Consider the following 23,210-nt stretch of genomic DNA (forward strand, 5'->3'; position numbering starts at 1 on the left):
GCCGTTTACAAACGGCGCCCGTTCACGAAATGCGCGAAACCTACCTTGGAAGAACAACGTCCCCCACCAAGGAGGCACTCCGTGACTGTTGATCGCTCCGCAGATGAACTGGCCCCTGTCCAGTCCACTGCCACCGCCGCCCCCGCCCTTGAACACCGCCCCGGCCGCTGGATTGCCAACTGGGATGCCGAGGACAAGGGCCAGTGGGAAGCCGAAGGCCGGTCCATCGCCAAGCGCAATCTCTACTGGTCCATCTTCGCCGAATTCCTCGGATTCGTCGTCTGGCAGTTGTGGTCCATCGTGGTGGTCCAACTCCCCGCCGCCGGGTTCAGGTTCGACACCAACCAGATCTTCTGGCTCATCTCCATCCCCAGCCTCGTAGGCGCAACGCTCCGCATCCCCTATACCTTCATGGTTCCCAAGTTCGGTGGCCGGAACTGGACCATCGTCTCCGCACTTCTCCTGCTGATCCCCACCACAGGCCTTGCCATCTGTGTCTCCAACCCGGAGACGCCCTTCGGCATCATGCTCCTCATGGCCGCCCTCGCCGGCTTCGGTGGCGGCAACTTCGCCAGCTCGATGGCCAACATCACCTTCTTCTACCCTGCCCGCGAAAAGGGTTGGGCCCTGGGCCTGAACGCTGCCGGCGGCAACCTCGGTGCCGCCGTCGCGCAGCTCGTCGTCCCCATCGCCATCACCCTGCTGGCCGCCGGGACCGTCAACCTGCCCATGGCAGGCATCATCTGGATCCCGCTGATCATCATCGCTGCCTTCGGCGCCTACAAGTACATGAACAACCTCACCAGCGCCAAGGGTGATGTGGCCGGTTCACTGGCCGCCCTGAAGGAACCGCACCTGTGGATCATGGCGTTCCTGTACATCGGCACGTTCGGTTCGTTCATCGGCTTCGCAGGCGTCTTTCCCAAGCTGATCAAGGACTACTTCCCGGACTTCTCCTCCATCCACGTCGGAGCGGTGGCACTTTCCCTGGCCTTCCTCGGCCCGTTGGTCGGTTCCCTGGCCCGCCCCTACGGCGGACGCATGGCCGATCGCATGGGAGGCGCACGCATGACCATTGCCTCCTTCGCCTCCATGGCCGTCATCACGCTGACCATGATCTGGACGCTGCCGCTGAAAAACTTCTGGCTCTTCCTCACCTTGTTCCTGCTGCTCTTCCTGGCCAGCGGGTTCGGAAACGGTGCAACGTACCGAATGATCCCGGTCATCTTCGCAACCTCCAGCCGGGCCGCCCGCGCAGGAGCCCCCAGTGCCACCACAGCCCGGCTCGCTTCTTCCTCGCTGGGCTTGATCTCCGCAATCGGTGCCTACGGCGGGTTCGTCATCCCGCAGGTTCTCAACGCCTCAAACTCGGCCAGCGGTTCTTACACTCCGGCGTTCTACGGATTCGTGGGAGCCTACGTCCTGATGCTCATAGTCTGCTGGGTCTGCTACATCCGGCCAGCCCAGAAGCGCAACACGATCGGACACATCTAGATGCCCAACGGCGCCGATACCCACTGCCCCTACTGCGCGCTCCAGTGCGCCATGACGCTGACCCCGGCTGCTTCGGCAGTGCAAGGGACAGCGGCAGCGGCCAAACCCGCCGCAGAACCGGCCAAGCCCGAGGTGCCCCTGGAAGTTTCCGGGCGCGACTTCCCCACCAACCGGGGCGGGCTGTGCCGCAAGGGCTGGACATCGGCGTCGTTGTTGCATCACAACGGGCGCGTCACAGAGCCCATGCTTAAAGGATCGGACGGGGTCCACCAGCCGATCTCCTGGGACCAGGCCCTCATGCTCATCACGGCAGCAGTCAAGGAAACCCAACAGCAGTACGGGAATGACGCCGTGGGAGTTTTCGGCGGCGGCGGCCTCACCAATGAGAAGGCCTACCTGCTGGGCAAATTCGCCCGGCTGGCCCTGCGCACCTCCCGCATCGATTACAACGGCCGGTTCTGCATGTCCTCCGCCGCAGCCGCCGGTAACCGCGCCTTCGGCGTAGACCGCGGGCTCCCCTTCCCCGTCACGGACCTGGACACCGCGTCCGTGATCCTCATGCTCGGTTCCAACGTTGCCGAGACCATGCCTCCTTTCGTCCAGCACCTGCAGGGCGCCCGTGACGCCGGCGGCTTGATCGTGGTGGACCCCCGCCGTTCGGCGACTGCAGCGTTCACGTCCGACGGCGGCGGCCTCCACTTGCAGCCGACGCCCGGCACCGATTTGGCGCTCCTTTTGGGCATCAGCCACGTGGTGGTCCACGAAGACCTGGCCGACGCCGGATACATCGAGGCCAACACCAGCGGTTACGCCGCAGTGGTGCGCAGCCTGTCCTCGTTCTGGCCCGAGCGCGTCCAAACCATCACGGGTGTACCCGCCCACCTCATCCGGGAAACAGCACGCCGACTGGCCCAAGGAGCCCGCAACGGCGGCAGCTACATCCTCAGCGGCCGCGGCGTGGAGCAGCACGTTGACGGCACGGATACCGCCACCGCTGCAATCAATCTCAGCCTCCTGTTGGGCCTGCCCGGCTCCGCCCGCAGCGGCTACGGCACCCTCACCGGCCAGGGCAATGGCCAAGGCGGCCGCGAACACGGACAAAAAGCCGACCAACTCCCTGGATACCGCAAAATCACCGACCCCGCCGCGCGCGCCCACGTCGCCGGAGTGTGGGGCGTCGACGAATCGCTCATCCCCGGTCCCGGCCTGCCCGCCGTCGAACTTCTTAAGTCTCTTGGACAGCCCGACGGCGTCAGGTGCCTTTTCGTGCACGGCGCCAATGTGGTGGTCTCGGCGCCGGACACCAACGCTGTGATCAAGGGTCTTCGCAGCCTGGACTTCCTGGTGGTCTGCGACTTCTTCATGTCTGAGACCGCTGCCGAAGCTGACCTGGTGTTGCCCGTGACGCAATGGGCCGAGGAAGAAGGCACCCTCACCAACCTTGAAGGACGCGTAATCCGTCGCCGCCGCGCGCTGACCCCTCCCCCGGGTGTCCGCAGCGAGCTGTGGCTCATGTCCCGGCTGGCCGGGATGCTTGAAGCTCCTTCGACGTTCAGCGACGATCCTGAGACCGTTTTCGAAGAGCTTCGCCTGGCATCTGCCGGCGGACTGGCTGACTACTCCGGCATCGATTACGCCATGCTGGACCGTGGCGAAGCGGCTTATTGGCCCTACCCCGCGGGCAGCACGGGAACGCCGCGGCTCTTCGCCGACGGCTTTGCCCATGCCGACCGGCGGGCTGTGATGGTTCCGGTCACTCCCTCCAAGCGGGCTGTCCGTTCGTTCGCGGACGATTCCCTGGCGTTGGCAACAGGCAGGCTCCTGGAGCATTACCAGTCCGGTGCCCAAACCCGGCGCGTGAGCGAGCTCTTGGCCTCACAGCCACAGGCGCGACTCCTTATTCACCCGGGGACAGCTGCTTCGCGGAGCATTGCCGACGGCGACTACGCCACTGTGACGAACGAGCGCGGCGAGGTGCTCTGCCGTGCCGAGCTCAGCACCACGGTCCGCCCGGACACCGTCTTCCTGCCGTTCCACTTCCCCGGCCAAGAGAATGCCAACCGCCTCACGGAGGCGGCAACGGATCCCATTTCCGGCATGCCGGAGTTCAAGACCAGCCGGGTGTGGGTCCGGAAGGCAGCGGCCACGCAAGCTTCACCGGCCATTCCCACAAGCAGTCCAGCCATGGCCGGCTTGCCGGTACACGCCAAGGAGGCCTCATGAGTGAGCGCATTGTTGTTGTTGGATTCGGGCCGGTGGCCTCGCGGCTCGTGGACGAGTTGCTTCCTGCCGTCCGCTCCGGGCTGGTGCAGCTCCTGGTGGTGGGCCAGGAACCGGAGGCAGCATATAACCGGGTAATGGTGGCCGAACTGGGCGTCGGCCGTACCACGGCCGAGGCTTTGGCCATGGCTGATGCCTCTGATCTGGAAGCCGACGGCGTGGAAGTGCGGTTGGGCGTCAAGGTCAAGAGGATCGACCGGGCCCGCCAGAACGTAGTGCTGTCCGATGGCAACTCCGAGCACTATGACCGCTTGGTGTTCGCCACAGGATCCCGTCCTGTGATTCCGAACCTCACCGGACTCAATCCCGATCCTGCCCACCCTGTACTTCCCCCCGGCGTTACTGCCCTGCGTGATCTGCGGGATGCTGCCGTGCTTCGTTCCGCCGTGGCCGAAGGTAAGCGCGTGGTGGTCCTGGGCGGCGGCGTGCTCGGGCTGGAAACCGCGTTGGCTGCCTCTGAAGAAGGTGCCCAAACAACGGTGGTTCACAACGGGCCCTTCCCGCTCGGGAGGAGCATCGACCGCGGCAGTGGAACAGTCCTCACCAACAGCCTGCGAGCCGGCGGTGTCCGGATGGCAGGTAACGCACGGTCCACCGGCGTGGAGACAGCCGGACCCGGTGGAAGCTTCTCCGCTTTGCTGCTGGACGACGGTTCAGCGATCGACGGCGACCTCCTGGTGTTGTCCTGTGGTGTGCGCCCCCGGATCGAGTTGGCGGATGGATGCGGACTTCCTACCGCCACGGGAATACTGGTGGACCACCACCTCCGGACCTATCACGAGCCCCACATGTTCGCGATCGGCGACTGCGCTGAAGTGCGCTGCCCCGACGCTGCGTGTGTTGATTGCAGAACTGCCGGCGGACCTTCCGGATTGGTGGGACCGGGCTGGCGCCAGGCCGAGTGGTTGGCCGAGTACCTCGTGGTGCTGGCGCGTGATGGCCAGGAAGCGGCAGACGCCGTCGAAGCCTTGCCCACGGAGAAGCCCGGCGTGATTGTCCTGAAAGCACGCGGCATCAACCTTGCCGTGGCAGGCGATAACCAGGCGGATCCGTGGGATGAGGAGTTGCTGGAAGCCGGTGCAGCGTCCGGGCGTCCCCGTCGGCAGATCTCCCAGTGGGCCGACCCCGAGCACGGCCGGTACGTCAAGATGACCACCCGCGGTGGAGTGCTCGAAGGGTTGGTGGCCGTGGGCATGCCCCGGACCGCCGCCGAGTTGGTGGTGCTCTTTGAGCGCGCCTCGGAACTGCCCGCCGACCGGTCCCTGCTGCTCCGCTTGGATGGACCTGACCAGCTTGAATCCGGAGCCACCAGCAACGACCCCCAGCGGACTGTGTGCCGCTGCGCCGGGGTGAGTGCGGCCGGCATTTCGGAGTCCGTACTGGAAGGCTGCAGTACCGTGGGCGAGGTCTCCAAGGCCACCCGCGCCGGGACAGGGTGCGGAGGATGCCATGAGGACATCAAGGGAATCATTGAAAAGCATTTCCAGGCGGCAGTTGCCTGAGCGCGCTTGACCAGCCCGCCGCCAGGGCCACGAATTCGCTGAAAGCCTGCGAAATCGCCGTCACGGATCGAGTGGTCTCGCAGGTTTCCGGCGTGCTCGCGTTCCCCCCGCCTCTTCCCCGCCTAGAATGCCCGAGTGAACGTATCCGAGCAGGCACCAGGCGTGTTTTTCGTCGAGGGTCCTGCGTCCAATTGGCTGATCGTGCGGGACACTTCCGGATTCTTGCTGATTGACGGCGGTTACCCCGCCGACCGTGACGTGGTCCTCGAGTCCATCCGTGAGCTGGGCTTGGATCCTGCCGATGCCAAGGCCATGCTCATCACGCACGGGCACGTGGACCATACAGGGTCCGCTGCGTACTTCTCACGGACTTTCGGCACACCTGTTCTGTGCTCCCCGGAGGAACTCGCCCACCTACAGGGCAAGGAGAAGCATCAGGTCACGTTCGGCCAGGTTCTGGTTCGTGCTTGGCGTCCCCGGGTTTTCCGATGGATGCTCCACGTCATCAAAGCCAAAGCGCTTCAGGCAGAACCAGCCACGCGTGCCGAGGCCTGGACGGCTGAGGAACTTCGGAGCCTGCCCGGAAAGCCGGAGGCCATCCTGTTGCCCGGGCACACCCCGGGCAACGTGGCTCTCTTGCTGCCGGATGCCGGCGCCGTTGCAGTGGGCGATACTTTCGTCAGCGGGCATCCCATCAGCACGAAGCCCGGTCCACAGATGTTGCACAGGATGTACCACTCGAACGCCACAACGGCCCTGGCTGCGGCACGCTCCCTGAGGACTGTCCAAGCCAACGTGATCCTGCCCGGCCATGGCCCTGCCCTGCACCTGACCTTGGCCGAGGCCATCGCCGCGCTGTAAGACTACAGAGCAGGAACACCCCGTTTCGATGGCCCGCTGCGCAGGGTGCCGTTCGAACGGCATGATGCGCAGCGAAGCCCCGAAACGGGCGTCCGCTTTGGCTGGCAGTTACATGTGCACGTGCAGTCGCCGCGCAGCTTCCGAGATGGATCCGGTCAACGATGGGTACACGGTGAAGGCGCTGGCCACGTCATCAACGTGGAGCTTCTGCGTTACCGCGACCGAGATCGGGAAGATGAGCTCCGACGCGTTCGGACCTACCACTACGCCACCGATCACGGTGCCGGAACCCTTGCGGGCGATGATCTTGACGAACCCATCCTTGGTGTTGCGCATCTTGGCGCGGGCATTGCTGAGCAGGGACAGCATTACAACATCGCCCTGATACTTACCCGAGGCAAGATCGGCTTCGGACACACCCACGGAAGCAATCTCCGGGGAGGTGAAAATATTGGACGCAACCTGGTTGAGCTTCAGCGGCTTGACGCCGTCGCCCATGAAGTGCGCAATCGCGATGCGGCCCTGCATGGCTGCGACGGATGCCAAGGCGAAGACACCCGTGCAGTCGCCGGCAGCGTAGATGTTGGGGGCTGTGGTGCGCGAAACACCGTCCACCTTGATGTGACCGGATTCCGTCAGGGTCACGCCGGCTTCTTCAAGGCCCACGCCGGCTGTGTTGGGGATGGAACCAACACACACCAGGCAGTGGGTACCTGTCACGATCGATCCGTCACCCAAGGTGACCTTGACGCCGTCGTCCGTCCGTTCCACCGCGTTGGCGCGGGACTTGGAGAGGACGTTGACGCCGCGACGCTCGAAGACGCCTTCCAGCAGCTTGGCCGCATCCGTGTCCTCGCCGGGGAGGACCTGGTCACGGCTGGAGATCAGGGTGACCTTGGAGCCCAAACCGTTGTAGGCCGAGGCGAATTCGGCGCCGGTGACGCCCGAACCCACAACGATCAGTTCCTCGGGAAGCTCATCCAGGTTGTAGATCTGGGCCCAGTTGAGGATGCGTTCGCCGTCGGGCTTGGCGGTGGGAAGCTCACGGGGGTGTGCGCCGACGGCCAGCAGGATGGCGTCGGCATCAATGGTGCGGGTGCCTTCGAGGGTCAGGACCTCGATGGTGTTGTTGTCCAGCAGTTTTCCGGAACCAATGACGATCTCCACGCCCAGGCGTTCCAGGCCTGCACGGATGTCCTCGGACTGTCCATGGGCCAGGTTCAGCACGCGGTCGTTGATGTGTTTGAGGTCTGCACGGGGCTTTGAGGCCGTGCCGTCGCCGTCGAACTTCACTCCCAGCTCATCCGCCTCACCGACGCGGGTCATGAGGTCGGCGGTGGCAATGAGGGTCTTGGAAGGCACGACGTCGGTCAGCACAGCTGAGCCGCCGAGACCTGCGCGCTCAACGATGGTGACGTGGGCGCCGAGCGAGGCAGCCACCATGGCAGCTTCATATCCGCCGGGACCACCTCCCAGGATCGCGATACGGGGGGCACTGAAGTCAACTTGGGTGGTCACAATCCTCAATTCTCGCTCATTGCGGCTCCGGCTGCCACCCAGCCGACCCTCACCGGCGCGCGGGTCCCTACCAAACTCCTGTGGCCGCAAGGTAGCTTGTACCAGTGAGTAACACTGAGCTGATGAACACAGACCCCTTTGAGGCCGCGAAAGCCGCCGCAGACTTCATTGCCGCGGAGACCGGCGTCGAGTCTCATGACGTAGCCCTGGTGCTTGGTTCCGGATGGGCCGAAGCCGCCGATCTGATTGGCGAAACCACCGCCACATTGAACGCATCAGAAGTCCCCGGTTTCCATAAACCAGCGGTGGTGGGCCATGTGGGCACCATCCGCTCCGTCCTCACCAAGGAAGGCAAGAGGGCCCTGGTCCTCGGTGCCAGGACGCACTACTACGAAGGCCGCGGCGTGCGCTCCGTAGTCCACGGCGTCCGTACCGCCGCCGCTGCAGGCTGCAAGACGCTGGTCCTTACCAACGGATGCGGTGGACTCAACGAGGACTGGACACCGGGAACCCCAGTGCTGATCAGCGACCACATCAACCTCACCGCAACCTCACCGCTTGAGGGCGCAACATTCGTTGATCTCACAGACCTCTACTCTTCCCGCATCCGCGATCTCGCCCGTGAAGTAGATCCCTCCCTGCAGGATGGCGTGTACGCACAGTTCACCGGACCGCACTACGAAACACCGGCAGAAGTCCAGTACGCCAAGCGGATCGGGGCAGACTTCGTGGGGATGTCAACGGCACTGGAAGCGATCGCCGGCCGCCACGCCGGGATGGAAGTATTCGGCATCTCCCTGGTCACCAACCTCGCCGCCGGCATCAGCCCGGTTCCTTTGAGTCACGCGGAGGTCCTTGAAGCCGGACAGGCGGCAGGAAAGCGGATCTCCAAGCTTCTGGCGGAGATCATCGCCAAGCTTTAATCAGCAGCACTGCGGGGTCACCATCAACGGTGGCCCCGCTTCGTTGTTTAACGTGCGTGTTCTTAAAGGTGTGCGCTAACAATTCCGGCGGAGAAGTAAACGCACAGCAAATTCTCAGGATAAATCTGATTTGTGGCGAAACATTTGACCCGAGCCCGCCATCAATGCCACGCGCGCACGTTGCCAATGTAAGCGCTTGCGCAAGTACTGGCGAGTAACCGGCACTGCGCCCTGAAACGCCCTTTGCTCTCCGGCCTAACACGTGTCTAGCGTGGAGAGTGCCCCGGTAAGTCGACGTGCCGGAGCCACCGCGGCGGAGAGCTTCAAGGCTCCCCCGCACCTCGAAACGATGGCGTCCCTCGAAGACGCCACCAGCGGATCGATGGACGCCTGAGTCGAGAACCCCAACAGGGGTCAGGGCATGCGCCCCACTCCACGAAGTCCAACACTCCGCGAGAAGAGCAAGCATGAACACGCACTCAACCCTCCACCGGCCGCGCCGCCGGCTGCGACAGGCAGTAGCCCTCGCAGTCTCGGCCGGCGTTGCCGGCAGCATCCTGCTGGTGACGCCGGCCGCACAAGCGAACCTGCCGGCCGATCCGCCGTCGAGCACCATGCCGGCACCCACGCCCGGTTTCCCACTGCCCACCAAACACACGCAACAGGCCTATGATCCCGCTGCGGACTTCACGTCCAAGTGGACGCGTGCCGACGCCAAACAGATCATGGCCCAGAGCAACCCCAACGTCGCTCCCGGTGAGAACTCCATGAGCCCCAACGTCACCATGCCGGAAATCCCCAAGGACTTCCCGGCCATGAACGATGACGTCTGGGTTTGGGACACCTGGTCCCTGACAGACGAAAACGCCAACCAGATCAGCTACAAGGGCTGGGACGTCATCTTCTCCCTGGTTGCCGATCGGCATGCAGGCTATGGTTTCGACCAGCGCCACTGGAACGCCAGGATCGGCTACTTCTTCCGCAAGACCAACGCTGATCCCGCCAAGGACAAGTGGAACTACGGCGGACACTTGTTCCTGGACAACACGTCCATCGGCAACACGGAATGGTCCGGGTCCACACGCCTCATGCAGGGCAACAAGATCAACGTCTTCTACACGGCCACCACGTTCTACGATGTGGCCGAGCGGAATGCGGGCGGGGGCGGAATCGCTCCGGACGCTGCAATCGCCAAAGCCCTGGGCAACATCCACGCCACCAAGGACGGCGTGACATTCGATGGCTTCCAGCACACCAAACTGCTGGAGCCGGACGGAAAGCTGTACCAGAACAAAGCCCAGAACCCAGGCTTCGCATTCCGTGACCCGTACACGTTCGCGGACCCGGCCCACCCGGGCAAAACCTTCATGGTCTTCGAGGGCAACACCGGCGGCACCCGCGGCTCCTACAAGTGCAAGCAGGAAGACCTCGGCTACGCCCCGGGCGACCCCAACGTTGAGACCGTGGAACAGGTCAACAGCACGGGCGCCTGGTACCAGACCGCCAACGTGGGCCTCGCGGTGGCGGACAACAAGGACCTCACCAAGTGGAGCTTCCTGCCGCCGATCCTCTCGGCCAACTGCGTCAACGATCAGACAGAACGTCCGCAGATCTACATCCAGAACGAGAACGGCAAGAACAAGTACTACCTGTTCACCATCAGCCACCAGTTCACGTATGCCGATGGAATGCGCGGCCCTGACGGAGTGTACGGTTTCGTCGGCAACGGCGTCCGTTCCGACTACCAGCCGGTCAACAACAGCGGCCTGGCCTTGGGTTCCCCCACGGACTTGAACATGCCGGCCAACGCACCGGAAGGTCCGGACCCGCGCCAGAACGGCCGTCAGTTCCAGGCCTACTCGCACTACGTTCAGCCGGGCGGCCTGGTCCAGTCCTTCATCGACAACGTTGACGGCGTCCGCGGCGGCTCCCTGTCCCCCACCGTGAAGATGAACTTCAAGGGCGGCGTCACACAGGTTGACCGCAGCTTCGGCAAGAACGGCCTCGGTCCGTTCGGTTACCTTCCCACCAACGTCCGCGTTGGCGGCGAAGGTCTCTACAAGTAGACCGAAACACCACCCGGCCAACAGGCCACGGCAGGGGTGCCGGACCCACAAGGACCGTCACCCCTGCCACCCCCAACCCCAGGATCTCCCCCTATGACTTTCCCCAGCCCCCACCTGTCCCGCCGCCACCTGCTGGCCGCAAGTGCCGCCGTCGTGGTCGCGTTTTCCGCCGCGTCCTGCACGCAAGCAGAAAGCCCGACGCCGGCCCCCGGCCCGGGCGGTCACCGCCCGTCCCCTTCGGACCCATGGCGGCCCGTTGGGCATCTGACGGCTGAGAAAAACTGGCTGAACGATCCCAACGGCCTCGTCTACCACGACGGCACCTACCATGCGTTCTACCAGTACAACCCGCGGGGCAACTCGTGGGGCAACATGTCCTGGGGCCACTCCACCAGCAAGGATCTGGTGCATTGGGAACAGCAGCCCGTTGCCTTGGAAGCCAGCGCGGAAGAAGAGATCTTCTCCGGCTGCATCGTGGTGGACAAGTTCAACGCCTCCGGCCTTGGCTCGGCGGAGAACCCGCCCATGGTGGCCCTTTACACCAGCGCCTACGGCAAGAACGGGGCGCTGCCTCAAGGTGCCCAGGCGCAGTCGGTGGCGTTCAGCCTCGATAACGGGACCACGTGGCAGAAGTACAAGGCCAACCCCGTCCTGAACCTTGCCCCCACCAACAACAACTTCCGCGATCCCAAGATCACTTGGTACGAGCCTGGCCGCTACTGGGTGATGACCACCGTGGTGGCTGATGCCCAGGTGGTCAAGTTGTTCAAGTCCACGGACCTCCTGCGCTGGGAATACCTCAGTGACTTCTCCGGCGTGGGCGCCCAAAGAGGCCTCTGGGAAGTACCTGAGCTTGTGCAAATGGACGTGGAGGACTCCACAGCCAGGAAATGGGTCATGCTCCTCAGCATCAACCCCGGCGGTATCGCAGGCGGCTCCGGCATGCAGTACTTCGTGGGTGAATTCGATGGGACGCGCTTCACGGCTGAAAACGCGGCAGCTCCCGACGCGCCGCTCCACGAGTCCCAGTGGCTGGATCATGGAGCTGATTACTACGCCGCGAACTCCATCACCGGCGCTCCTGGAGACAAACCAGTCCTTCTGGGGTGGATGGGCAACTGGGACTACGCGCAGGATGTTCCCACCACGCCGTGGCGGGGATCCATGGCTATTCCCCGCGAACTCACCTTGGTCCGGGCCCGGAAGCGGCTTGAGCTCCGATCCGCCATAGCGGGCGTGGCGCGGGAAACACTGGAACGTTCCGGTGAAGTTAAGAGCAAAAACCTCACCGTCGGTTCCTCCGCCAAGGAGCTGGGCGGGGACTTCAGTGCCCGCTCGCAGCTGATCGAGCTGGAGATGAACCTGAAGAATGCGCGTGAAGCAGGCCTTCTCCTCCGCCAATCATCCGCCGGCTCCGAGGACGGCCTGTGCGTCTCCTACAACAAGGAAACGCGTACCGTCAGGGTGGATCGGTCTCAGGCGGGCACCAGCAACTTCTCCGAAAAGTTCAGTCCATTCCATGAAGTGACCCTGCCTTCGGCCAACAATTCGGCCAACAGCAAAGTCCATCTCACGATCCTGTTGGACTCGTCCTCGGTGGAAGTCTTCACTGCAGATGGAAGCGCCGTTCTTTCAGATACCTTCTTCCCCGACTGGGACAACACGGGGTCGTCGGCTTTCAGCGTGGACGGCGACACGGACTTCCTTGTTACTTCCCGCACCCTTTAGCACCCGCTGAGGGGCGGGATCCCACCCTTTACAACCGCTCTTAGGGGTGGGATCTCGCTCCTCGTTGCCCGAGAGGGTGTCAATGAGGATAGTTTTGACCCTATGACATCCAGCGATGCCGCCTTTGACCAGCTGCTCACCGACGCCCGCCAGTGGGCTTCCCAAGACCCGGACCCGGCTACGTCGGCCGCTCTGACCGAGCTGGCCGGGCTCGCCGCGGGCGGTGACGCAGGAGCAGCCCAGGAACTGGGCGACAGCTTCAAAGGCACACTGCAATTCGGCACAGCCGGACTCCGTGCAGCACTCGGGCCAGGCCCAAACCGCATGAACCGCGTGGTGGTCCGCCGGGCAGCAGCAGGCCTGGCGGCTTTCCTCACCGAGACGGTAGCCGCGGCGGCCCCGGGGACCCGGCCGCGCGCCGTCGTCGGCTTTGATGCCCGCTACAACTCGGACATCTTCGCCCAGGAAACTGCCGCGATCTTCACCGCCGCAGGCATTGAGACGTTCCTGATGCCCTCAGCACTTCCGACGCCGTTGCTCGCCTACGCGGTCAGGAACCTGGACTGCGACGGCGGCGTGATGGTCACAGCCAGCCACAACCCGCCGCAGGACAACGGATACAAGGTCTACCTCGGACGGCACGCTGTCTCCGAGAGCGGACGCGGCTCCCAGATCGTGGCACCGTACGACGCACAGATTGCGGCGAAAATCGACGCCGTGGGTGCCCTGGACACCATCGAACTGGCAGACGGCGGCTGGACCGTACTGCCAGTGGCCATCGCCGCGGACTACCAAACCGCCATGGCCGGGCTGGTGGATCAGGAACACTTCCCGGCCCGGGATCTCAAAATCATCCTCACACCCATGCACGGCGTCGGCGGTGAAACAGCTGTCTCCGTCCTGAACACAGCCGGATTCAGTGATGTCACGCTCGTGGCCGAACAGGCCGAACCCGATCCGGACTTCCCCACTGTTGCTTTTCCCAACCCTGAGGAGCCCGGTGCGCTGGACCTGGCGCTCGCAGCTGCCGCAGATGCAGGCGCAGACATCGTTTTGGCCAACGACCCCGACGCCGACCGGGCTGCGGTGGCCGCGTTGGACCCCGTTACAGGAAGCTGGCGGATGCTTCGGGGCGATGAAGTGGGCGCCCTGTTGGGTGCACACATCGTGGCACGCCTGGCAGCCCGCGAAGGCGAGGAAGCCAGAGAGGGCGTCTTCGCCAACTCGATCGTTTCTTCGCGTCTTCTGTCCCGGATCGCCGCTGCCGCAGGATACGCCCACGAAGAAACGCTCACGGGCTTCAAATGGATCTCACGGGTTCCCGGCCTCACCTACGGGTACGAGGAAGCCTTGGGGTACTGCGTTGCGCCTGAGCTGGTGCGGGACAAAGACGGCATCTCAGCGGCGGTACTGATCGCGGAACTGGCAGCAACTGCCAAGGCTGAGGGCAAGACGATCTTTGACACCCTGGACGACCTCTACTTGGTGCACGGCCTGCACGCCAGTGATCAGTTGAGCATCCGTGTGGCAGACCTCGGGCTCCTGGATGCCATGATGAACCGCCTGCGCGTCAATCCGCCTGAAGCCTTCGGAGGCTCCGCCGTCGAGGTCTTCACCGATCTTGCAGAGGGAAGCGAAGCATTGCCGCCCACGGACGGCCTGCTGTACCTGACCCGGGACCAAAGCCGCGTCATCATCCGGCCCAGTGGCACCGAACCCAAGCTCAAGTGTTACCTGGAAGTCATCCAGGCTGTGGAATCGGCGGCGGAACTGCCTGCCGCACGCCAAGCAGCGCGGACCTCCCTGGACGATGTGCTCAGGGACGTCCGCGAAGCGTTGGGTCTCTAGGCGGGTTAGAGCTCAACTTCGATGAAGCCATCCACCAAACGGCTGGCGAACACATCGAGGGCGAGTTCGGGGTTGGTGAAGCACTCCCCGGTTTCGAGGTCGTAGACCTCTTTGTGCAGCGGCGATGCGATGGTCGGCCGGCTTCCGCGGGATCCGATGATTCCACGGGCCATGACGTTGGCCAGTGTGGCCGGATCCTGCTGATCCACGGCAAAGACTTCGGTGGGCGCGGTGCGGAACAGTGCAACCTGGCGGCCGGCAATCAGTGCGGCCTCGCCCCAGGCAAGTTCGAGTTCGTCCACCGGGCAAACGCGGTGCCAAGTGGCGGTGCTGGTCAGGTCTTCGGCACGGTCCAGAATTACGGTCATTTCAGCCCCTCTCACAGTGTCCGGGTGCTGGCATTTTCACCGTCACTCCCCCGGACCGGGCCACGCTTGCGGCCACTCCTCCACGCTAGGACCCGGGTGTTTCATCAGGTGTCCCGGTTTGTGTCCAATGCGTAAAAGAGACCTCACGCCACCTGAAATGCGTTCGTGATGCAGAAGTTAAGATCACGAAACAAAAGGGAAACTGAAGCGAAACTGCCCGTCCCTAGGCTGAAGGCACAAGTTGCAACAGATCCGTATGCAACATCTGCGAAAGGCCCACCAGTGACCGGACACACTTCAAGTACAGAGAACCCGCGCCGCGTCGTCGTCGTCGGCGGCGGCCCCGCTGCCCACCGTTTCGCCGATGCCATGGTCAATCGCGGTCTTGAAGGCTGGCAGGTTACGGTGCTGACCGAAGAGGCGCATCTCCCTTATGACCGTGTGGCGCTGAGCAAGGCCCTGACGGAAACCGATGTTGACCTCACCCTGGGCGATGCGTCCATGTGGGACCACGAAGCCCTGACCTTGATCACCGGCGAGCGCGCCGTCAAGATCGATTCCGTCGCTAAGCGCGTCCTGACCGCTGCGGGCAACACCTATGACTACGACCACTTGGTGGTTGCTTCGGGTTCGGATGCCGCCCGTCTTCCCATTCCCGGCGCCGAACACACTCACGTTTACCGCACCCTCGAAGACGTCTGGGCCATCAACAAGGCCATCGCCGAGCTGCGCGGGAAGCTTGGCCGCAAGGTCAATGCGGTCACTATTGGTGGTGGCTTGCTGGGCCTTGAGTCCGCTGCCGGCACCGAGCAGTTGGGTGCCACTCCGATTGTCATCAACGGCGCACCCTGGCTGATGAACACCCAGCTGGATGAGGGCGCCGGGCAGTCGCTCGGTCGCCTGATTGAAGCCAAGGGCTTCGAGGTCCACGGTGGCGTCTTCCCCTCCGAAGTACTGACGGACGACGACGGCAACGTCACCGGCGTTTTGATGGCGGACGGCCGGACCATTGATGCGGACCTCGTGATCGTAGCTATCGGCGTCAGGCCGCGCGATGACCTCTTCCGCGCGGCAGAGGGCGAGGAGCAGCTCTTCAGCCTGGGCCAGCGTGGCGGCGTGGTGATCAATGATTACTGCGCCACTGAAGTAGACGGCATCTGGGCGATCGGTGAAGTGGCCAACTTCGGAGGCATGTGCCTTGGATTGGTGGCACCTGCAAACACCATGGCCGAGATCGTTGCCGACCGCCTGCACGGTGGCGAGGCGACGTTCCCCGGCTTCGACACTGCCACCAAGCTCAAGTTGTCCGGTGTGGACGTGGCCAGCTTTGGTGACGCCTTCGCCCGGACCGAGCACTCCCTGGAGATCGTCTACGCCGACCCCGCACGCGGCGTTTACCAGAAGATTGTCACCACTGATGATGCCAAGACCCTCCTGGGCGGCATCTTCGTGGGCGACGCTTCCCCGTACATGAGTCTGCGGCCGCTCCTGGGCCGCGAACTCGCCGCTGAACCCGGAGCATACTTGAGTGCTGCCGGTGGCGGTGAGGCACCTGAGACTGAGCTGCCCGACGACGCCATCCTGTGCTCCTGCAACAACGTGGCCGCCGGCACCATCCGCGACGCCATCAACGGCTGCGGAGCCTGCGAGGGCAACTCCCCCGCGCAGGAACTCGGTGAGCTGAAAGGCTGCACCCGGGCCGGCACCCAATGCGGCTCATGCGTCCCCATGCTCAAGAAACTCCTCGAAGGCGAACTGACGAAGTCCGGCATCGAAGTTTCCAAGGCACTGTGCGAGCACATCAGCCTGTCCCGCCAGGAACTCTTCGACGCCATCCGGGTGCTGGAACTGACCTCGTTCGAAGAGATCATGGCCAAATACGGCACCGGCGCGGGATGCGATATCTGCAAGCCGACCATTGCCTCCATCCTGGCCAGCCAGCACTCGGCCTACGTTTTGGATGCCGGCCGAGGTTCGTTGCAGGACACCAATGACCGCGCCCTTGCAAACATGCAGAAGGACGGCACCTATTCGGTGGTCCCCCGCATCGCCGGTGGTGAGATCACCCCCAAGGGCCTTGGCGTCATCGCAGCCGTTGCGGAGAAGTACAACCTCTACACCAAGATCACCGGCGGCCAGCGTATCGATATGTTCGGTGCGCGCCTGGAGCAGCTTCCGGACATCTGGAAGGAACTGGTGGACGCCGGTTTCGAGTCCGGACAGGCTTACGGCAAGAGCCTCCGGACGGTGAAGTCCTGTGTTGGATCCACTTGGTGCCGTTTCGGAGTGCAGGATTCGGTAGCCATGGCCATCGCGTTGGAGCTTCGCTACCGCGGCCTCCGCAGCCCGCACAAGTTGAAGATGGGTGTTTCCGGTTGCGCCCGCGAGTGTGCCGAGGCCCGAGGCAAGGACGTCGGCGTGATTGCGACAGCTGACGGTTGGAACCTCTACGTGGGCGGTAACGGTGGCGCCACTCCGGCGCACGCCCAGCTGCTGGCCAAGGACCTGGACGATGAAACCTTGCTCAAGTACATCGACCGCTACCTCATGTACTACATCCGCACCGCTGACCGCCTCCAGCGCACCGCGCGCTGGCAGGAGGAGCTGGACGGCGGCATCAAGCACGTCGAGGAAGTGGTGGTCAAGGACTCCCTGGGTATCGCCGAGGAGCTTGAAGCCGCCATGGCCAAACACATTGACACCTACGAGGACGAGTGGGCGGAGACCTTGAAGGACCCGGAGCGCCTCCGCCGTTTCCGTTCCTTCGTCAACGCGCCCAACCAGAAGGATGAATCCATTTCCTTCGTTCCGGAGCGTGGACAGATCCGCCCGGCCACCAACGAGGAAAAGGGCGGCGTGCTGATCGCCTCCACCATCCCGGTCCGCAGCCAAACCGTCGGCGTAGAAAACTAGGGGTCCACCATGCAGCTCACCATTGATCTCACCGACCGCGACGTCCTCGTAACGGGCTCGGCCAGGTCTGCCCGCCAAGCCATCCGGCGATACCAGGCTGCCGGCGCCAACGTGTACCGCCTGAGCACACCTGCAGGTGCGCCCGGTGACGGACCGCTCCCGGAGCGCCCCTTCCTGGTGGCAGTAGTGGACGACGGCGACGACGGCTGGCTGGCGTTGGTGGAACGCTGCCGCGAGGCCGGTGTTCCCGTGGCCTTTGAGCCTGCCCCGGGCGCCGAGGGCCACGTGACCTTGGTCGGAGGAGGTCCGGGGGCACTGGACCTCCTGACCGTTGGCGCCGTGGATGCCCTGCGCGATGCCGATGTTGTGTTCTATGACCGGTTGGCCCCGTACCAGGAGCTCGCCGATCTGACCTCTGCCGAACTGGTGGACGTGGGCAAGCAGCCGGGCCTTCACAAGGTGACCCAGCGCGACATCGAGAAGCTCATGGTGGAAGCTGCCCTGGCGGGCAAGAACGTGGTCCGGCTCAAGGGCGGCGATCCCTATGTGTTCGGCCGGGGCGGCGAGGAAGTGGCTGCCTGTGTTGCGGCCGGCGTACAGGTACGGGTTATTTCCGGTGTCACCAGCGCCATCTCCGTTCCCGCCGCAGCCGGAATCCCGGTGACGCACCGCGAAGTCAGCCACATGTTCACCGTAGTTTCCGGCCACGCCCCGTTGACCGAAAAGGAGCATACGCATCTAGCCGGCCTTGGCGGGACGATCGTGGTCCTCATGGGCATCGGCACCCTTCCCCAGCTGGCCTCAGGGTTGCGCCGGGCAGGGATGAACCCGGAAATGCCCATGGCAGTGGTGGAACGTGGATACCGCCCCGGGCAGCGCACCACCATTGCTGACCTGGGTACGATCGAAACAGCTGCCACCGGTTGCAGCAACCCGGCTGTGCTGGTTATTGGCGAAGTGGTCAAGGTGGCTGAAGCCAACCGCAACCATGCAGAAGCATCCGCCGAACTGAGCCGCCTCGCGGCTTCGCTCCTTGAAGCCTGAAGGTAAGAACACATGACTGTTGCACGCGCCATTGAAGTCCAGGACCCTAATGCCGTACCGGAAGTTTCCGAGGCCGCCGAAGCGCCTCTGGATGGATTCCGGATCGGCGTCACCTCGCACCGCCGTTCCCGTGACCTTATTGAGGCCCTGGAGCGCCGCGGTGCGAGCGTGTTGCACGCCCCCGCGCTGAAGATCGCCCCTGTCCAGGAAGACATGGTCCTCATCGAGGACACCCGCACCATCATTGCCGCGAAGCCGGACATCTGTATCGCCACCACCGCTTACGGCATGCGCCGTTGGTGCGAGGCCGCTGATTCTTTCGGGATCGGCGAGCAATTGCTGGAAACACTGTCCGCCTGCCGGATGTTCGTCCGGGGCCCCAAGGCCCGCGGTGCCGTGCGGGCGGCCGGACTTGCCGACGTCGGAATCAGCAGTGACGAAACCACGGCCACACTGGTTGACATGCTCCTGGCCGAGGGCGTGCGCGGCAAGACGGTGGCCGTGCAGCTGCATGGTTACACCGATGTGCGCCAGCTGGAACGGCTGCGCATGTCCGGTGCCACGGTCCTGACCGTCACCCCTTACCGGTGGGTGAAGCCCGACGGCGAGGACAAGCTCCCGCGCCTGATCGAGGCTGTGGTGGGCGGCAACCTCGATGTCCTGACGTTCACCAGCGCACCTGCCGTGGATGCGATGTGGAGCACAGCCCACGAAATGGGCCTTTACCGTCAGCTCATCGAAGCCTTGAAGGGCCCTGTGACGGTTGCCGCAGTGGGGCCTGTCACCGCACAACCATTGGTCGACGCCGGTCTGACGCCACTGATCCCTGACCGTTACCGCATGGGGGCGCTGATCCGTCTGGTCACCGAGCATTTGTCCCTCAACCATGTGCGCCGCTTGGAGACAAGGAGCGCCACCATTGAGCTTCGCGGGCGGTGCCTGCGGATCAACGGCGAGGTCATTGACTTGGCGCCCGCTCCCCTGTTGCTCCTGCGTGCCCTGCTCGGCGCGGGCGGGGCAGTGTTGTCCCGCGAGGCGCTCTCGGATCTGTTGGACCTCCGCGGCTCCGTGCATGCCCTGGACATGACGGTCAGCCGCCTGCGTTCCTCTCTCCCGGACGGCAAGCTCGTGGAAACAGTAGTGAAGCGCGGTTACCGGCTGCGGGCTTAGATTGCCTTGGCTGCCTCTGCTGCAGTGGTGACGTCCGCCCACCTCAGGCCGCCTTTACCAAGGGAAGTTCGTCCCAGTTGGTGGTGTACCGGGGGCTGAGCATGTCCCGTTTCATGGACCAGTCCGGTCCTCCCTTGATGCCGGCGTGCCCCAAACCGATGGAGCCGCGGCCATACCGTTTGCTGACTTGCTCCAGCAGTGGGCCGATGCCACGCTCCTCGTGCCGGTTCTCGAAGATCTCCAACGGTTTCTGGTTGCCGCTGGGCCTGAGATCCGTGACCATGATCCCGGCCTTGGCGTACCTGACGCCTTCCTGGATTCTGGGAACCAACGCGTGGGCGGCCTTGGTCAGCAGCACGGGATCCGAGGTGGGCATAGGCAGCTTGACGTTAACCGTGGGAAAGGACTTGTCGTTGGGATTATAGAACGAGGTGGCGGCAAACGCTGTGAGCAGCTTTGCTTGAAGATCGTGTTTGGCGAGCCTGGCACTTGCCATCTGGCCGTAGACGCTGAGCACCTGCCGCAGCTGCGCCGTCGTCGTGATCGGGGTGGAAAAGGAGCGCGAAAAGATCAACTGGTCACGCCCGATCCTTTCCTCTTCCATAGGGATGCAAGGGGTTCCCTGCAACTCCAGCACTGTGCGCATCATGACAATGGAGAACTTGTCCCGCAGGGCCACGGGGTCGGCCCTGACCAGGTCAAGGATGGAGAAGATCCCCATGGCGTTCAACCGTTTGGTCAGCCTGGTGGCTACACCCCAGATCTCAATCACCGACAGCCTTGCCATCAAGGCCTCCCGCTGGGCTTCAGGAACCGAGTCCCAACGGCATACGCCGTTGAAGGCCGGATTGTGTTTGGCCCATTTGTTGGCCAGCTTGGCGAGCGTCTTGGTGCGGGCAATCCCCACGCAGACCGGCACCCCCACGTGTCGCTGGCACGCAGTTTTGATGGTGCGCCCCAGTTCCAGCAGGTCCTCAGAGCGGCCCTTCACCCCGAGGAACGCCTCATCGATGGAGTAGACCTCCTGCCATGCTGAGTACCGGGCCAGGAGTTCCATCACGCGGGAGCTGATATCCCCGTAGAGCTCGTAGTTGCTTGAGAGGGCAATGAGCCCCCACTCCTTGGCCCGCGGAGCGAGTTTGAACCATGGGTCGCCCAGGCCGATTCCCAGCTTCTTCGCTTCCGGAGACCTGGTCACAGCACAGCCATCATTATTGGACAGCACTATCAGCGGCTTGCCCTCGAGGGAAGGGTTGAAAGCACGCTCCGCCGATGCGTAGAAACAGTTGATATCCACGTGGGCAATCTCCTGCATCCGATGCATGGGTGCTGGTTTGGACATGGTTCTCCTCCGTTCGGGCATAGCACGCGCGCCGCCGTTCCGGAGCAGGACACGCCGCGCATTCGAATATATATTCGAATACCTTTACTGTACCGCCAGGCCCCGACAAGAAGACGGCGGTCAAGAACCTGCCGCTTCCTGGGTCGAAGAACTTAGCTGCCGATATTGGCTCTCAAATGTTTCCTGGTTCGTGGGAAGCGACCCTAGCGCGGCACCACGATGCCATCGGCTCCGCAGTGGAGCACAAGGTTGCCACTTCCCTCCGTCAGTATGCAGTCCTTGGGGTCGAAGACCTCTATGGCGGACAGCCACGGGACAGTTCGTTGCCAGAGCCCCCACGATTTTTGTGAATAAACGGAATAGGCCTGGGGTCGAAACCTGATTGTTCGATGACGACACTTTCGCCGCTGCCAGCCGCCACTTGGGTGTAGGTTGCCGCCACGGCGGCTAGCCCCATGCCCGCAGAATACAAACCTCGAACCGGGCCGCCGTTACATCGTCGCCTGGCAAGCGTTTCCGCACCCCGCCATCCGATCACGCTTCTGACGCCATTGTGGCGACGCGGCCCGCGGCACCAACGAGGAACCGGACTATCTGTTCAGCTTTTATTGCGCACGTTGCCGTACTTCGTGGTGGGCGCCCTTCAGCGTCGACGGGCCCTGGAGACGAGCCCGCAACGCGGATAGACCGGCGGGCCGGGTGCAGCGAGGGCAAGGAGCAGCAGCCTCAGCCCGACAGTTGCTGTCTGGTGAAAAATAGAATCCATATGACTTTGATTGTGCAGTTGCTTGTGTTAACTTCCTCATCCGAGGCAGCAAAGGTTTGCCATCATTTATGGCCTGGGGGAAGTCAATGCAGTCAAGGATGGAAAGCCCGGGGAACGGACGCTTGACCTGGCCGCAGCTTAAGACAGCCAACGGCGAAGCGATTCTGAGCTATTCCGCATGAAAGTCGGATTGCGCGGACAGCTCGGACTATTCACGGTTCTTTTTGCCGGTGGCATGTGGATGTCCAAGATCGCCCAACCCCTCTATTTTGAACAACTTGGCGCGCTGGTCGCATTCGGCATCGGGTATGCCGTCATGGCAGTCGTAGGAGGATTCTCTTTTGCTTGGGGCGCGTTCGCAGATCGCTTTGGTGGCCTCAATTCTGTTCGTTTGGGGACGCTGATCTACGGTATCGGAATCGCTGGTCGACTTTTTACCGACGTCGTCCCTGTCGTTGTCTTCTCGGCAATTGCCGGGGCAGGCGCTTCGCTGGTCCTCGTGGCCATCAGGCCTTGGGTCCGTGCCACTGCAACTGATGATGAGATACCGAAGATTGTTGGAGCCAGGAATCTGGGCAATCAGACCGGCATCCTCTTGGGCACTGTGGGCGCCGGCTCGGTCTTCGCGCTGGCGGCAACGCAGCTGGACGGAGCAAGGACTGCATTGCTGACCGCGCCTGCGCTGATTGCCGCCGCGTTTGTCTGGGTTCTCATTTCCCCTCAGCCGCCTGTGCGTCCCCGTGTGGAAGAAGAGCCTCGACAGGCCGATTCCACACTTGATCGCCGGCGATACACGGCGATCGCGGCCAAGTTGGCTGTCATAGGAGCAGTCTCCGGCTTCTATGTCAGCTTGGTTGCACCGTACCTGCCTCTGATTCTGACCAACGGTGGAGCCACAGCGGCTCAGGCAGCATTGATTATGGCGTTCATGAGCCTCGCCCAGATCGGAGCCACGTGGCTCTTTTCACGCCACAGCAAGGGGACCAAACCCTTCGGACTTTTCACAGTCGCCGAAGTTTTTACTGGACTCATTACGACGGCGGCCGCCCTCGCCTTGGGGTTTGGTGTTCTGTGGATCGCGATTATTTTCATTGTGCGCGCCGCATTCGTATCCCTTGCCGTTGCGGCAGAAGAAACCATCCAGTACGCCGTGATCCCTGCGAAGGCCACAGGATTCATCTTCGGGATTTCGCAGACCGCCTTCCTGGTTGGTGATGCCCTCGGTGGAGTCATGGGGGCTCCGCTCTGGATCGGTATAGGCCCGGAAGGACTACTCGTCACTGCAGGCGTCATCACACTGGTTAACGCCGGACTACTTCCGCTCTTACTTGGAGGAGTACGAACAGAACCCATGGTGAAGGTGGCGTAGTGGCCGGCGTCGAGACTG

The 23,210-nt window shown here is 63.3% G+C and carries 15 protein-coding genes; 12 read left to right on the top strand and 3 right to left on the bottom strand.

What is annotated here, in order from left to right:
* The first annotated feature begins 81 nt into the window (after nucleotides 1-81).
* From M1D51_RS15050 to M1D51_RS15065, 4 genes are all read left to right on the top strand, one after another.
* Complete coding sequence (locus M1D51_RS15050) at nucleotides 82-1,494, top strand: MFS transporter (protein WP_458107053.1); 1,413 nt, start codon at nucleotides 82-84, stop codon at nucleotides 1,492-1,494.
* The gene (locus M1D51_RS15055; protein WP_458107054.1) at nucleotides 1,495-3,717 is read left to right on the top strand and encodes a molybdopterin oxidoreductase family protein; all 2,223 of its coding nucleotides are present in this window, start codon (nucleotides 1,495-1,497) and stop codon (nucleotides 3,715-3,717) included. It abuts the gene before it with no gap.
* Nucleotides 3,714-5,276, top strand: coding sequence for an FAD-dependent oxidoreductase (locus M1D51_RS15060; protein WP_458107055.1), 1,563 nt, complete (start codon nucleotides 3,714-3,716; stop codon nucleotides 5,274-5,276). Before M1D51_RS15055 ends, M1D51_RS15060 begins: the two co-directional genes overlap by 4 nt.
* A 135-nt stretch (nucleotides 5,277-5,411) precedes the next feature.
* Nucleotides 5,412-6,137 carry an MBL fold metallo-hydrolase gene (locus M1D51_RS15065; protein ID WP_458107056.1) on the top strand — a complete coding sequence of 242 codons (726 nt, stop codon included), beginning with the start codon at nucleotides 5,412-5,414 and terminating at the stop codon, nucleotides 6,135-6,137.
* Nucleotides 6,138-6,245: 108 nt separating this feature from the next.
* On the opposite strand, the gene M1D51_RS15070 is transcribed toward M1D51_RS15065, so the two are convergent.
* Nucleotides 6,246-7,655, bottom strand: a complete 1,410-nt coding sequence (locus M1D51_RS15070; protein WP_172322620.1) for an NAD(P)H-quinone dehydrogenase — start codon at nucleotides 7,653-7,655, stop codon at nucleotides 6,246-6,248.
* Nucleotides 7,656-7,777: 122 nt separating this feature from the next.
* Between M1D51_RS15070 and M1D51_RS15075 the strand changes: the two genes are divergently transcribed.
* The 4 genes from M1D51_RS15075 (at nucleotide 7,778) to M1D51_RS15090 (ending at nucleotide 14,220) form a co-directional block, all read left to right on the top strand.
* Nucleotides 7,778-8,578, top strand: a complete 801-nt coding sequence (locus M1D51_RS15075; protein WP_458107057.1) for a purine-nucleoside phosphorylase — start codon at nucleotides 7,778-7,780, stop codon at nucleotides 8,576-8,578.
* A gap of 467 nt (nucleotides 8,579-9,045) precedes the next feature.
* A complete protein-coding gene (locus tag M1D51_RS15080) occupies nucleotides 9,046-10,644 on the top strand; it encodes a glycoside hydrolase family 68 protein (protein ID WP_458107058.1) in 1,599 nt (532 codons plus the stop codon).
* Between the two features lie 93 nt (nucleotides 10,645-10,737).
* Entirely contained in the window at nucleotides 10,738-12,372 is a 1,635-nt protein-coding gene (locus M1D51_RS15085; protein ID WP_458107059.1) for a glycoside hydrolase family 32 protein, read from the top strand.
* Between the two features lie 102 nt (nucleotides 12,373-12,474).
* Nucleotides 12,475-14,220, top strand: a complete 1,746-nt coding sequence (locus M1D51_RS15090) for a phospho-sugar mutase (RefSeq protein WP_172322624.1) — start codon at nucleotides 12,475-12,477, stop codon at nucleotides 14,218-14,220.
* Between the two features lie 5 nt (nucleotides 14,221-14,225).
* Here M1D51_RS15090 and nirD read toward each other — a convergent pair whose 3' ends face one another.
* A complete protein-coding gene (gene nirD / locus M1D51_RS15095) occupies nucleotides 14,226-14,588 on the bottom strand; it encodes a nitrite reductase small subunit NirD (RefSeq protein ID WP_172322625.1) in 363 nt (120 codons plus the stop codon).
* 282 nt (nucleotides 14,589-14,870) lie between these two features.
* Here nirD and nirB point away from each other — a divergent pair, with 282 nt between their 5' ends.
* Genes nirB through M1D51_RS15110 form a run of 3 tightly spaced genes read left to right on the top strand, consistent with a single transcriptional unit; the run spans nucleotide 14,871 to nucleotide 19,715 of the window.
* Nucleotides 14,871-17,501 carry a nitrite reductase large subunit NirB gene (nirB, locus tag M1D51_RS15100; protein WP_458107060.1) on the top strand — a complete coding sequence of 877 codons (2,631 nt, stop codon included), beginning with the start codon at nucleotides 14,871-14,873 and terminating at the stop codon, nucleotides 17,499-17,501.
* 9 nt (nucleotides 17,502-17,510) lie between these two features.
* Complete coding sequence (gene cobA, locus M1D51_RS15105) at nucleotides 17,511-18,545, top strand: uroporphyrinogen-III C-methyltransferase (protein WP_172322627.1); 1,035 nt, start codon at nucleotides 17,511-17,513, stop codon at nucleotides 18,543-18,545.
* A gap of 12 nt (nucleotides 18,546-18,557) precedes the next feature.
* Complete coding sequence (locus M1D51_RS15110) at nucleotides 18,558-19,715, top strand: uroporphyrinogen-III synthase (protein ID WP_458107061.1); 1,158 nt, start codon at nucleotides 18,558-18,560, stop codon at nucleotides 19,713-19,715.
* A 43-nt stretch (nucleotides 19,716-19,758) separates the two neighbouring features.
* Here the strand turns inward: M1D51_RS15110 and M1D51_RS15115 are convergent, their stop codons facing one another.
* Nucleotides 19,759-21,057: a Y-family DNA polymerase gene (locus M1D51_RS15115; RefSeq protein ID WP_458107062.1), complete on the bottom strand. Its 1,299-nt coding sequence runs from the start codon at nucleotides 21,055-21,057 to the stop codon at nucleotides 19,759-19,761.
* Between the two features lie 944 nt (nucleotides 21,058-22,001).
* On the opposite strand from M1D51_RS15115, the gene M1D51_RS15120 reads away from it, so the two are divergent.
* Nucleotides 22,002-23,192, top strand: coding sequence for an MFS transporter (locus M1D51_RS15120; RefSeq protein WP_458107063.1), 1,191 nt, complete (start codon nucleotides 22,002-22,004; stop codon nucleotides 23,190-23,192).
* Nucleotides 23,193-23,210: the final 18 nt, after the last annotated feature.

It is taken from the genome of Arthrobacter sp. R3-55 (assembly GCF_054161505.1).